Consider the following 12,907-nt stretch of genomic DNA (forward strand, 5'->3'; position numbering starts at 1 on the left):
ATGGAAAAACGTGAAGAACTCTACCGCGGCAAAGCCAAGTCGGTTTACAAGACCGACGACGCCAACCGCCTGATCCTGCTGTTTCGCAACGACACTTCGGCGTTCGACGGCAAGCGCATCGAACAGCTTGATCGCAAGGGCATGGTGAACAACAAGTTCAACGCCTTCATCATGCAGAAACTCGAAGCGGCCGGCATTCCGACCCAATTCGACAAACTGCTGGGCGACAACGAGTGCCTGGTCAAGAAGCTGGACATGATCCCGGTGGAATGCGTCGTGCGTAACTACGCCGCCGGCAGCCTGGTCAAGCGCCTGGGCGTGGAAGAGGGCCTCAAGCTCAATCCCTACACCTTCGAGCTGTTCCTGAAGGACGACGCCAAGGGCGACCCGTTCATCAACGAATCGCACGTCGTGGCATTCGGCTGGGGCACCGCTGAGCAACTGGCGCGCATGAAAGCGTTGTCCCTCAAGGTCAACGACGTGCTGAGCAAGCTGTTCGACGACGCCGGCCTGCTGCTGGTGGACTTCAAGCTGGAATTCGGCGTATTCCACGATGGCTCCATCGTCCTCGGCGACGAGTTCAGCCCGGACGGCTGCCGCCTGTGGGACAAGGACACCAAGAAGAAGATGGACAAAGACCGCTTCCGCCAGGGCCTCGGTGATGTGATCGAAGCCTACGAAGAAGTCGCCAATCGTCTCGGCGTACCGCTTTAATCGACGCAAGCATCTGATAGCACGGAAAAAAATCGCGTTTGGGGTTTGCTTCCGCGAAACACACTGTTATGATGCGCGCCGTTGGAGAGATGCCAGAGTGGCCGAATGGGACGGATTCGAAATCCGTTGTACCTTCACCGGTACCTAGGGTTCGAATCCCTATCTCTCCGCCATTACATAGAAAAAGCCCCGTAGCTGAACAAGCTACGGGGCTTTTTCGTTTCTGCGGTTTGATCAGCTCGGCTGGGCCACCAGGCTATTGCTCACACGACGCCCCAGTACCAGCACCGTCACGAACCCACAGCCCACCAACGCCGTGGCCAGGCTCAGCAGCACCGCGCTGCCCATCTGGTCGACAATCCGGCCGCCGAAGAACGAGCCCAGGGCGATGATCACCTGGAACAAGGCGACGAACAGTGGCATGCCGCGTTCGACATCCTTGGGGGCCACGACAAACATCCAGATACTTGCGCAGGCCGGGAAGGCGCCGAAGGCGAAGCCCCAGAGGGCGATCAGCATCGCTGCGCCGGTCATGCCGGTGGCGAAGTAGGGGAACAGGGCGGTGCTGGTGCCGATCATCAGCGCGACCAGCAGCAGGGTGTGGCGCACGCTGCGGTTGGCGGCGAAGCCGGCGAAGACATTACCCATGACCCCGGCCACGCCGTAGAGCAGCAACAGTGAGCCAATCGTCGGTCCGTCAAAGCCCGAACTGTTTTTGAAGAAGGGCGCGACGTAGGTGTAGGCGGCGAAGTGCGCCAGGCCGATCAGCAGGACGGCAATCAATCCGACCCGTGCTTGCGGGTTGATGAACAAGGCGGGCAGGTCACGCACCTGAATGGCCTTTTCCGGCTTCAGGCGGGGCAGCAGGAGCACTTGCGCCAGCAGCACCGGCACGCCGACCAGCGCGGTGACCAGGAAGGTCATGCGCCAGCCCATCAGGCCGCTGAGCCAGGTGCCCACGGGGACGCCGAGTACGGTGGCCAGGGTCACGCCCATCATGATGATCGAGGTGGCCTTCGCGACGCCCACGCCCTTGGGCGCGAGGCGGCCGCTGAGGGCGATTGCCGTGGCCCAGAAGCCGCCGATGCTGATACCCAGCAGGACGCGGCCGAATAGCAGGAGGCTGAAGTCGCTGGCGTAAGCCACGACCGAGTTGGCGATGATCATGATCAGCGTCAGGCCGATCAGCAGATAACGACGGTCCATGGCGCCAATGCTGACAGACAGCAACGGGGCGGCGAGGGCGGCCATGATACCGGGCAGGGTCACCATCAGGCCGGCGTGCCCGGCACTGATGCCGAGGTCGCTGGCGACGTCGTTGAGGACGCCCACCGGCAGAAACTCACTGGTGACCAGGGCAAAGGCGCCCACGGCGACCGAGAGAATCGCCAGCCACTGCTGTTTGACACTCTGTTGATTATGTTCGGGACGGCCGCTGGGGGCCTGGCTCGCGCTTGGCATGGTGCTGGATTCCAGAAGGGGAATGTCGCCTGAATTCAGGCGAGGGGGAGGGAAAGTGGAGGCGATTATATGAATCGGCTCTGGCAATCACACAGGCGCTCGTTTCGATAATAACCATCAGTGCAATCGATTCGACGCCCCTACAGGACGGTTGGGTTTTTCTTACCTGCATCTCCAACGCTGCCTACAGGCAATGCATTGCGACCCGTGGCGTTAGTCACTATCTTGGGCCCCACGGTTTTTCAGGTAGAAATTCCCACACTGCATAGGAAATGCATCATGAGCAAAAACACGAAAAAAACCTCCGATAAAATGGCCACGCTGGCCGCGCACACCCTCACTGATCCAAACGCCTCGGCCATTGCCAAAAGCCTGGCGGCGTCTGCATTGGCCCAGAGCGGTACCGACAAGCAGACCAGCGCCGACATGGAGGAAAAAGCCGGGAAGACCCTCCAGGGCGGCCACTACAGCGAGAAAACCAAATCCCTGGCCGCCTCGGTGCTTTCCCAAGCCAATAAAGAGCGCGGCAACTGAGTTACACGTCATGAAAAAAGCCCCGCAGCTGAACACGCTGCGGGGCTTTGTTGTTTTAGCCGTGTGGTTCAAGCGCTGCGGAGTCGGCCTAGCTGCGCAGTGGCGCGGTCAAACCACAAACTTCGCAATCATCGTATTGAGGTCCACTGCCAGGCGCGAAAGCTCCTGGCTGGCGGCGGTGGTCTGATTGGCGCCGGCGGCAGTCTGGGCGGACAGATCGCGGATATTCGTCAGGTTGCGGTCCACCTCACGGGCCACCTGCGCCTGTTCTTCGGATGCACTGGCGATGATCAGGTTGCCTTCGGTAATTCGGGTGATTGCATCGGTGATCCGTTCCAGCGACTCTCCCGCACTGTGGGCTACGGTCAGTGTCGCGCGTGCCCGTTCATTGCTGCTGTGCATCGCCGATACCGCTTGGGTCGAACCTTTCTGCACGCCGCCGACCATCTGCTCGATTTCCTGGGTCGATTGCTGGGTTCGATGCGCGAGGGCGCGGACTTCGTCGGCCACCACCGCGAAACCACGTCCGGCCTCACCGGCTCTGGCGGCCTCGATGGCAGCGTTCAGTGCCAGCAGATTGGTTTGTTCGGCAATGGCGCGGATCACGTCCAAGACTTTGGTGATGTCCTGGACGCTGTCGGCCAAACTCTGGATTTCCTCGGTTGCCGACGTCACTTCTTCGGCCAGCAAGGAGATCGACTCCACGGTGTCCATCACGTGACTGCGACCGTTGCCCGCCATGGCGTCACCCTCGCGCGAGGCGTCGGCGGTGCTGATGGCGTTGCGCGCGACTTCGTCCACCGCCGCCGTCATCTGGTTGACGGCCGTGGCCGCCTGCTCGATTTCACCGTTCTGCTCGTGCAGTGCCCGTGTCGATTCCTCGGTAACGGCCGAGAGTTCTTCGGCCGCCGAGGCCAGTTGATTGGAGGAGTCGGTAATCTGGTGGATGGTTTCACGAAGGTCAGATTGCATGGTTTCCAACGCACGCAACAGCTGGGCAGGCTCGTCCTTGCCCTCGACCACAATCGACACGGTCAGGTCGCCTTTGGCCACTTGCTCGGCGATGCGTACCGCTTGGTGCAACGGCAGCACGATGCTGCGGGTAAACAGAGTGGCGAGGAGTGCGGTAAGGAGCGTCGCCAGCACCATGGCGACGAACACCCACTTTACGGCGCTGTGGTACGTGGTGTCGGAACTCGTCGCGGCGTTGTCGGCTTCCTCGATATTGATCGCCAGCAGACTGGCCAACTCGGACCCAAGCCTGTCGCCCAGGGCGATCAGTTCGCCGTTGAGCAAGGCGATCGCTGCGGGGCGCTCGCCGTGTGCGGCCAGGTTCAATACCTCTTGCTGAACTTGCAGGTACTGCGCCTGGACCGACTTGAAACGCTCGAAGCTGGTCCGTTCGGCGTCCGCGGCGAGTTTGCCGGCGTACTGCGTGTTGTCCGCCTGAATCTTCTCGCGCAGCTGCGAAAAAGCTCGCTGGCTGGCTTTCACCTGTTCCGAGTTGTCCAGCAGCATGACGCGGTAAGTCGCGACACGTATCTCGGACATGGTGGTTTGCAGGTCGCCCAGGGCCAGAATGCTCGGCAGCCAGTTTTTATCGACTTCATCCGACTGGCTGGCCATATCGCGCATCTGGCTCAGAGAGAACAAGCCGAGCAACACCACGAGCAGTCCGACCAGGCCAAAACCACAGGCCGAACGCAGCGCTATTTTCATCTTTCTTAAACTCATGAACTCCCCCGGTGAACGGAAAAAGAGTGGCCGCAGCGCTGCCTTGTCCACGTGAAATCGCAGGAGGCAGTCGTTACACCACGCGGTTGGTTTGGATTTTTTAACCGTGCAGCCAGGCCCGGCGGGCAGCGCCAGGCATCATGGCGAGTGCGGTATGGCCGCGTTTCTGTCGAGCAGCCATGGCAGCAGGCTGTGCGCGGGCATGGGACGAGCCAGCAGGTAGCCCTGGCCCGTCTCGCAACCCAGGTGGAGCAGGATGTCGCGTTGTTCAGGGGTTTCGATGCCCTCGATCACCACCTCAATACTCAGCTCGCGGGCGAGTGACAACACGCTGGAAATCGCCGCGCGACTGCGCGGTTCCGACGACAAGTCGCGGATAAATTCGGCATCTATTTTTATTTCGTTGAACGGCAGGCTGCACAGGCGCTGCAATGAGGAATAGCCACCACCAAAGTCGTCGATGGATAACCCACAGCCCATCAAGCGCAGGCGCACCATGTTCTCAAGGCTGATGGAGCCCGGATCGAGCCTGCCGGTTTCGGTCATCTCAAAGGTCAGGCTGGACCCCGGTGCGTCGAAGCGTTTCAGCAGCAGGGCGATGTGCGCACTCATCTGCGGGTTGGCAAACTGGCTCGCATTGACATTCACCGCGAAGGTGAGTGGCACCGCGTTGGCCAGCGCCTCCTTGCGCAGCGTCAGGCATTGATCAATCTGGCGATACAACAGACTGTCCAGCAGGCCATGGCGCTCCAATACCGGAATAAATGAAGCGGGTGGCAGGATGCCCCGCTCGGGATGGTTCCAGCGTGCAAGCGCCTCCACGGAGGTGACCTGCAGTGTCCGCATAGCGAATTTGGGCTGGTAGAAGACCTCCAGTTCACCGTTCTCCAAGGCTCCCAGCACCTGGAGTTCACTGGCCACGCGGGTGACATGCAGTGTGTGAGCGTGGAGCGGATCATGGTCAAGGTACTGGCTCGCGAGTCTTTTCACGTCTTGCGCATGCATGGGCTTGCACAGCTGGCCGAGGACGCGCAGGCCGAGCAATGTCGCCATATGGCTGATGGCCTGGCGCAAGTCCAGGGCAATGCTGCTGGTGATGACCACCGATTTAAGCGCGTGTCGTTGGCTGGCACGGCGCAGGAAAGTAATACCGTCCATGCCCTCCATGCGGATGTCGCAAAAAGCGATGTCGACCGGTCCATTGCGCTCCAGCAACTGCAGCGCCTCCCAACCCTCGCAGGCTTCAAGAATGCGCGTACAACCCAGGTGCGCGAGGAGTGTGACCGCATAACGGCGCTGCACGGGCTGGTCCTCCAGCACCAGGACGCGAAGTGTGGACATTGGCATCTGAAGGGCTCATCGAAATTCTAAGGCGCCAGCTTGCCAAAGAGTGATGGCCTTTTAATCTCGAAAACCCTTACGTCTTTGCAAGAAATTTCTTAAGCAGATACCGGTCGAGAATCGCCCCGCAGCAAATCCAGAAGCCGCCGCATACAGATTTCCACCGCCTGCACCGAGGTGCTCAGGTGCATTTGCGCGGCCTCATTTGTGCAATTGGCTTCAAGGTGCTCGCAGGTGAGGATCAATTGCTCGTAGCGGATGAGCCTCGCCCCGCCTTTTACCCGATGAGCCAAGTGAGCCAGGGATTGGCGGTCATCGCGCGCCAGCAGTTCGGTGAGCTGATGCAGGTCGGCGCGGGTGCTCGATATCAGTTCTTCGCGCAGCGTTTGCAGCGCCGATGACTTGCCCAGTGTCAGCGTTTTCAACTGCGCGTCGAGTGATGCGGGGGTCAGCTCTGCACCCGTTTCATCAATGAAGTATTCCGTTTGCAGAGGCTGCAGCCGAGCGTTCAGTTGCTCCAGGCTGATGGGCTTGAAGAGGCAGTCATCCATGCCGGCCTGCAGGCAACGCTGTTTTTCCTCGGCGACCGCGTTGGCGGTGAAGCCCAGCAGCAAACACCCAGGTTCGCCCCGCGCGTGTTCGGCCTGGCGAATGGCCTGGGCCAATTGATAGCCGTTCATGCCGGGCATGTCGCAGTCTGTCACCACCACATCGAACGGTTGCGCGTTCCATAACGCCAGGGCTTGAATGCCATCGCTGGCCTCCTGAACCGCGTGACCCAGGTACGCGAGTTGTTGTGACAGCACTAGGCGATTGGCGGTGTAGTCGTCCACGATCAGCACGTTCAACGGCAGGCCCGGCACGATGTCCAGGGGCGCGCCGGCCTGCGGGGACGGCGCGTCTGTGGCCGGGAGTTCAAGCCTGAGGGTGACGCGGGTGCCTTTGCTCGGCACGCTGGACAACGCCAGGCTGCCGCCCATCAACTCGATCAGCGACCGGCTGATGACCAGGCCCAGGCCCGAGCCTTGTTGCTGATTGCCGGCCTGGCTGAACGGTGAGAACAGTTGCTGCTGATCGGCTTCGCAGATGCCCACGCCGGTGTCTGTGATACTCACCGATAACTGCAGCGGGTGAGTACCGTTGGCAGATTGCGCATGCGCGGTAATGCGCACTTCACCCACGGTGGTGAACTTGATCGCGTTACTCAGCAGGTTGGCGATAATTTGTTTGAAGCGCATGGCGTCAATCAGCACATTGCGGTCCAGGGCCGGATCGATGTCCAGGACCAGGGCAATGCCCTTTTCACGCGCCAGGCCATCGAACACGCGTGCCACCGAGTTCAAGAGCTGGAAGGGGTTGGCACTTTCGGGCGTCAGGCGCTGGCGGCCAGACTCGATTCGGGCGATGTCGAGTACATCGCCGATCAGCGCCAGCAGTTCCTTGGCGGCGCCCGATGCAACATCGATGGCGGCCCGGTCGAACAGGCCTTGTTCCGATTTGCGCGCAGCCATTTCCAGCATGCCAAGCACCGCGTTCATGGGGGTGCGAATCTCGTGGCTCATGGTCGCCAGAAAGGTGGTTTTGGCCCGGTTGGAATTGTCTGCCTCGCGCTTTGCCGTGTGCAGTTCCTCCACCAGGCGCTGGCGGTCACTGACGTCGACCCAGCCACCGATCAAGCCGTCGACACGGCCCTCACTGCCGCGAAAAGGCAGGATCCAGTGATAGATCGTGAGGACTTCACCGCTGGGCAACACGATCTGGCGATCACGTAGCATCGGTTCATCGGCGTCCATCACCGCGAGGTAGTCGCGGTGATATTCCAGGGCCTGCTCTTCGCTGGAGAGCAGGCTTTGCATCACGGTGGTGCCCAGCAGCTGTCGCTCGTCCTCGACACCGAAGACTTGCCGGTAAGCCTTGTTGCACAGCAGCAGGCGCGCCTGGCGGTCCCGCACATAGGTGGGGTGGGGCGTGCCGTTGATCAGCACACGATCAAATTCAAGCCTGGCGCTCAGTGCTCGTTCGGCGAGTTTGCGGCGCAGGACCTGACGGCGCAGCAATACAATCCACACACACGCGCTCAGCAACAGCACGGCTGCCAGCGCAAAACCCTGCAGGATCGCCGTCCGGTGTTTGGCCCAGTAGCTGTCGTCGAGGACCAACGGGCTGCGCCAGCGATTGGTCAGTTCGTCCATTTCTTCAGGCGAAATGCTCAGCAGGGCCTTGTTGAGGATCGAGAGCAGGATCGGCGAGGAACGGTCCACCGCAAATGCCAGCTGCGCGGCACGGGCGCCGACGGTTGCGCTGATCCTCAGTTGGTCAGGGTAATTTCGGCTAATCAGATAACGTGCGCTGACCAGCGTGCTGACGCTGGCGTCCACGCTGCCTTTGGCAAGCAACGAAAACGCGTCGTCAAGACTTTGCGCCTCGACGATCTGCACCTGCGGGAACTGGCGTTCAATCATCTCCCTGCTGGCATTGCCCTTGATGATCGCCAGGCGTTTTCCCGACAGGTCCTGCAAACTGTTCGGACTGTTTACCCGGTTACGCGTGACCAGTACAAACGGCGTGGACAGGTACGGGCGGCTGAAGCTCACGCGCGCCTGCCGATCGATACTGGGGGTCAGCGCCGCCAGCAGATCGGCGTTGCCCTGGTTGACGCGGGTGATCATTTCATCGACCGAGCCGCCTTTTTGCGGGTCGAATTTCAGTCCGGTCCTGAGGCTGATCTTGGCGATTACATCGGCACTCAGGCCCCTGAAGCGTTGCTGTTCATCAAAAAACGTAAACGGTAGAAAGTCTTCATTGATGATCACTTTGAGCCGTGGATGTTGTGCCAGCCAGCGTTGTTCCTCGACGCTGAACTGCACTTGATGAGTACCGGAAATACTGACGCCGCCGGCATTCCAGCGACGCGCGATAGCCATCTGTTCAGTTGAGGGGATCGCGCGAAGGGCGGCGTTGACCAGGTGCAGCAGCGGCGTGTTCTGGCGAGTCGCGGCGAACGAGAAATTGTTGACCTCCATGCGCGAGAAATCCACCAACTGCACATTGTTCAGGTAACTCTTATTGATCAGGTAACTGGCCGTCACCGAGTCGCCCAAGTAAAGATCTGCCTTGGAAAACGCCACTGCACCGACGGCATTGAGGATGGAGGGGTAGAGTTTGAAGGTGGCGTGCGGGTAGAACGCTTGCACGGTGTTCAGCGGCAGGTAATGGTCGACCATGGCCACCGTTTTACCGGCCAGGGTCGGATCGAGCAGGGGCGAATCGTTGCTGCGCGCCACCAGCGTCGGTTGGTCCAGGGTGTACGGCTCTGACAGCCGAAGGTCCGGGTCTGCGGCTTCAAAGCCATTTGCAGAAGCCAGCAGGTCGATCTCGCCGCGTTTGAGCGCCTGGATCACCTGGGGTCGGCTAGGGTAGCGCTGCACCTGGATTTGCACCGCCAGCAATTGGCCGATGAGTGCCAGGTAATCCGCACTGATACCCTCGAACTCATTGCTGTGGTTGGTGATATCAAACGGTGGATAGTCAGGTTCGGAGGTGCCGACACGCAGATGCTTTTTACTGCCCAACACTTTCAGGTCGGCGGGGCTCAGGTGCAACTCGCTGTCCGACAGTATCGATCGGCCCAGCACCGTCAATGTGACGGGCGAACCCGCCGCCCATGCCACGTGAACGCCTGCCCAGAACATCAGCATGGCTGCGAGCAACTTCAAATCAAAGGTCCTTAATGCAGAGGGAAAAGGGTGCGGTAGCAGCATAACGCTATTGTCCGGAAGGCGCGTAACTCGTCCGGATTTGAGTAGTGGCATTAAAGCATTATGGTACATTGTCGACATTATTGCCGACGAAGCACCACTAAACACCGAGGAAGCCTGCAGATGTATAAAGTCCTGGTGGTTGATGACCACCCCTTTATCAGGACCGCGCTGCGCACGCTGGTGAGTGAGGAAGGCTATGAGGTGGTGGGCGAAACGGACAACGGCGTCGACGCCATCAGCCTGGTCCGGCAACTGACCCCGGACCTGGTGTTGCTGGACATCACCATGCCGCGTCTGGACGGTATCGCGGTCACCGAACGCATCCGTGCCCTTGAGTTGAATACGCGGATCATCGTGCTCACCTCGCTGTGCTCGGAACACTACGCCACGCGTTGCATCGGCGCCGGCGCTTCAGGATTCATCAGCAAGACCGATGAGTTGAACGTGCTCGCGCTGGCCATGAAAACGGTAATGAGCGGCTACGTTTATTGTCCGGAAGCGGTGATGGGGTTTTCGAAGAAACACGCATTGGCAGTGGATGAGTCGCAGCTTATTTCCTCGCTGTCCAACCGTGAGCTTTCCGTGTTCCAGCAGCTTTCCAGAGGCATGAGCAACAAGGATATTGCGCAGAATATTTTGCTCAGCAGCAAGACGGTGAGTTGCTACAAGGCGCGCTTGATGACAAAGCTGAATGTGAAATCGGTGGTGGATTTGGCGGATATCGCCAGGCGCAACAACCTTATTTGAAGCGTTATCGAATCTGCCCCGCACCACGGTGCAGGGTTGCTTGCCCAGAGGGTTTGCGGCCGCTGAAATAAAATCCTCGCCCCACCGAATAACTTCCCCTCCTGCGGTGTTCACTCCACAGACCACCCAGGAAGCGCCCATGAACACACCTGTCGACCGCTACGACCGCCTGACCCGCGCCTTCCACTGGCTGACCGCTGCCGTGGTGATCTTCATGTTCGCCAGTGCGCATATCTGGGAAAACCTGGAAAAAGGCACGCCGCTGCGCAAGGGCCTGCAGTCGGTGCATATCTCCCTGGGCATTGCCCTGGCGGTACTGATCCTCGCGCGGATCGCGTGGCGGCTGTCTGGCGGCACCCGGCTCAAGGCCGACAGTCACCCGGCGCTTAACCTGCTGGCGAAAATGGCGCATGGTTGCCTGTACCTGTTGCTGCTGGCGCAGATTGTCCTGGGGTTCCTGTTTCGTTGGGCACAGGGCGAGCCATTCAACTTTTTCGGACTGTTTTCGGTTCCCGCGCCGTTTGCGATTGATCACGCATGGCGCGGCACGCTGGGCGGTCTGCATGACACCGTGGCGTGGGCGATCATCGGGCTGGCTGGCCTGCACGCCTGTGCGGCGCTGTGGCACCACAGCATCAAGCGTGACAACACGCTGCGCCGCATGCTGCCCGCCCCACGGGACGCTGTTTGAAGTGATGTTTGCTGCTGTATCTCCCCATCGTTACGGAGCACGACAACCATGAAGACTCGCCACCAACACCCCATTACTTATCGCACCGCGCTGCTCTTCGGTGCCTGCCTGGCTGTCGCCTTGCTCGCCGGCCAGGCCCGGGCTTCCGGCGATGAATCAGCGCCGCCCAAGCCGAACTGTCCGAAGGGCCAGGTGTGGGACACCAAGACCGGCAAGTGCGTGCTGCAAACCAGCAAGGCAACGTCGGATGCCGATCGGACCGACTACGCCTACCGCCTGGCCAAGGACGGGCGCTATGAAGAAGCCCTGGCCTTGCTCGATACCCTGAGCAACCCCAACACCGCCAAGGCCCTCAACTACCGCGGCTACGCCACGCGGAAACTGGGGCGGACCGATGAAGGCATCGGCTATTACCTGCAGTCCGTGGCGTTGGACCCCAACTACGCCCAGGTCCGCGAATACCTGGGTGAGGCCTATGTGATCAAGGGCCGGGTGGACCTGGCCCAGGAGCAGCTGCTGAAAATCAAGGCGCTGTGCGGCACCACCTGCGAAGAATATGAAGACCTGGCCGAGGCCATCACTGCCGCGCCCCAGGTGTGACATCGGTGACTGAACGAGCAGGGGGCCGCCATTACTCGAGAGGCTGAGTTTCGTCGCGAATTGGGCCAGTTGTTGCCGCGTTTATGGCGATACGGCCTGGTGTTGTCGCGACAAAAGCACCTGGCCGAGGACCTGGTGCAGGCCACGTGTGTGCGGGCGCTGGAGCGTGCCGGGCAATTTGTCGCCGGCACGCGGCTGGATCGCTGGTTGCTGGCGATCATGCACTCGATCTGGCTCAACGAACTGCGCTCGCAGCGGGTTCGCCAGGGGCAGGGCTTTGTCGATGCAGAGCAGGCGTTGTCATTCGATGGCGAAAGCCAGGCCCAGGATCACGTGCTCGCCGCGCAAGTGATCAAGCGCGTCAACGGGTTGCCCGAAGCGCAACGAGAAACGGTTTTTCTGGCGTATGTCGAAGGGCTTTCATACAAGGAAATTGCCGATGTCCTGCAAATACCGGTCGGCACAGTCATGAGTCGGCTCGCGGCCGCACGCGCCAGGCTGGCCGAGACGGCCCCGGCAAAAGCCCACGCGGGACACGCCAGTGGAGAACGCCGATGACTCACACATACCTGCCTTGCGATGAGCAGTTGGTGGCTTATCTGGATGGAGAACTGGACGCTGACCAGCGCCGGGTCATCGCCGACCAGATCCACACTCACCCCGCGGTCGCTGCGCGCCTGGAGGTGCTGCGGTGCGCTGATATGCCGTTCAAGGACGCGTTCGACAGCGTGCTGGATCAAGCGCCGACCGCTCGCCTGCAGTCGATGCTCAACGCCTTGCCGCCGGCAGCCGTCCCCGCCTTGAGTCGCCGCCGTTTCCTCGCCGTGGCCGCAGGTTTCGCGGTGGCCGGCGTGGTCGCCGATCGCCTGTTCCTGGCCTGGCCGCGTGGGGAACCCGGCCAGGGTTGGCGCGCCTCGGTGGCTGAATACATGGCGTTGTACACGCCGCAGACCCTGGACAATCTCAGCGCGGACCCGGCTGCCCACCTCGCGCAACTCAGCGCGGTGGGCACGCAACTCGGCCTGCCGTTGTCGCCTGCTGCCGTGGCCTTGCCCGGCGCCGAGTTCCGGCGGGCGCAGAGCCTGGACTATGACGGCGTGATCATCGGCCAGTTGACCTACCTGGATCCCCGCCACGGTCCACTGGCGCTGTGCATCACGGCCAACAAAAGAGCCCCGGCGACTTTCGCCACCGAGCAGCGCCGAGGCATGAACGTGGTGTATTGGGCCAGCGCGTCCCATGCCTTCATGCTGATCGGCCGAAACCCTTTCGAAGATTTGCAGATCATGGCCAGCAGCGTCGAGCGCAGCTTGCCGGCCTGATC

Annotated in this window: 11 protein-coding genes, 1 tRNA gene and 1 pseudogene; 8 read left to right on the plus strand and 5 right to left on the minus strand. The window is 60.8% G+C overall.

The annotated features are described in order from the left end of the window. Both purC and AC07OJ_RS09105 read left to right on the plus strand, forming a co-directional pair. Window positions 1–714: a phosphoribosylaminoimidazolesuccinocarboxamide synthase gene (purC, locus tag AC07OJ_RS09100; protein WP_495094410.1), complete on the plus strand. Its 714-nt coding sequence runs from the start codon at window positions 1–3 to the stop codon at window positions 712–714. An 83-nt stretch (window positions 715–797) separates the two neighbouring features. After that, window positions 798–887 (plus strand) — tRNA-Ser (locus AC07OJ_RS09105). 61 nt (window positions 888–948) lie between these two features. Here AC07OJ_RS09105 and AC07OJ_RS09110 read toward each other — a convergent pair. Continuing rightward, window positions 949–2,175 (minus strand): MFS transporter, encoded by a 1,227-nt coding sequence (locus AC07OJ_RS09110; protein WP_065899394.1) that lies wholly within the window; start codon window positions 2,173–2,175, stop codon window positions 949–951. A 279-nt stretch (window positions 2,176–2,454) separates the two neighbouring features. On the opposite strand from AC07OJ_RS09110, the gene AC07OJ_RS09115 reads away from it, so the two are divergent. Further along, on the plus strand, window positions 2,455–2,709 hold the full coding sequence (locus AC07OJ_RS09115; RefSeq protein ID WP_495094411.1) for a hypothetical protein: 255 nt from the start codon (window positions 2,455–2,457) through the stop codon (window positions 2,707–2,709). 108 nt (window positions 2,710–2,817) lie between these two features. Here the strand turns inward: AC07OJ_RS09115 and AC07OJ_RS09120 are convergent, their stop codons facing one another. The 4 genes and pseudogenes from AC07OJ_RS09120 to AC07OJ_RS09135 form a co-directional block, all read right to left on the minus strand. Further along, entirely contained in the window at window positions 2,818–3,681 is an 864-nt protein-coding gene (locus AC07OJ_RS09120; protein WP_495094531.1) for a methyl-accepting chemotaxis protein, read from the minus strand. Next, window positions 3,673–4,443, minus strand: a pseudogene (locus AC07OJ_RS09125) (MCP four helix bundle domain-containing protein); the annotation flags it as partial. The gene AC07OJ_RS09120 and the pseudogene AC07OJ_RS09125, both read right to left, overlap by 9 nt. A 138-nt stretch (window positions 4,444–4,581) precedes the next feature. Further along, window positions 4,582–5,784, minus strand: coding sequence for an EAL domain-containing response regulator (locus tag AC07OJ_RS09130; RefSeq protein WP_495094412.1), 1,203 nt, complete (start codon window positions 5,782–5,784; stop codon window positions 4,582–4,584). Window positions 5,785–5,882: 98 nt separating this feature from the next. After that, window positions 5,883–9,500 carry a transporter substrate-binding domain-containing protein gene (locus tag AC07OJ_RS09135; RefSeq protein WP_495094413.1) on the minus strand — a complete coding sequence of 1,206 codons (3,618 nt, stop codon included), beginning with the start codon at window positions 9,498–9,500 and terminating at the stop codon, window positions 5,883–5,885. Between the two features lie 165 nt (window positions 9,501–9,665). Here AC07OJ_RS09135 and AC07OJ_RS09140 point away from each other — a divergent pair, with 165 nt between their 5' ends. The 5 genes from AC07OJ_RS09140 (at window position 9,666) to AC07OJ_RS09160 (ending at window position 12,905) form a co-directional block, all read left to right on the plus strand. Next, window positions 9,666–10,292, plus strand: coding sequence for a response regulator (locus tag AC07OJ_RS09140; protein ID WP_495094414.1), 627 nt, complete (start codon window positions 9,666–9,668; stop codon window positions 10,290–10,292). Window positions 10,293–10,431: 139 nt separating this feature from the next. Further along, the gene (locus AC07OJ_RS09145; RefSeq protein ID WP_495094415.1) at window positions 10,432–10,983 is read left to right on the plus strand and encodes a cytochrome b; all 552 of its coding nucleotides are present in this window, start codon (window positions 10,432–10,434) and stop codon (window positions 10,981–10,983) included. Between the two features lie 48 nt (window positions 10,984–11,031). After that, window positions 11,032–11,583, plus strand: coding sequence for a tetratricopeptide repeat protein (locus tag AC07OJ_RS09150; protein ID WP_495094416.1), 552 nt, complete (start codon window positions 11,032–11,034; stop codon window positions 11,581–11,583). A 60-nt stretch (window positions 11,584–11,643) separates the two neighbouring features. Then, window positions 11,644–12,141: an RNA polymerase sigma factor gene (locus AC07OJ_RS09155; protein WP_065899485.1), complete on the plus strand. Its 498-nt coding sequence runs from the start codon at window positions 11,644–11,646 to the stop codon at window positions 12,139–12,141. Continuing rightward, window positions 12,138–12,905 (plus strand): anti-sigma factor family protein, encoded by a 768-nt coding sequence (locus AC07OJ_RS09160; RefSeq protein WP_495094417.1) that lies wholly within the window; start codon window positions 12,138–12,140, stop codon window positions 12,903–12,905. The genes AC07OJ_RS09155 and AC07OJ_RS09160 overlap by 4 nt, the downstream gene beginning before the upstream one ends. The last annotated feature ends 2 nt before the right edge of the window (window positions 12,906–12,907 follow it).

Source organism: Pseudomonas sp. GW821-FHT09C08 (assembly GCF_059418125.1).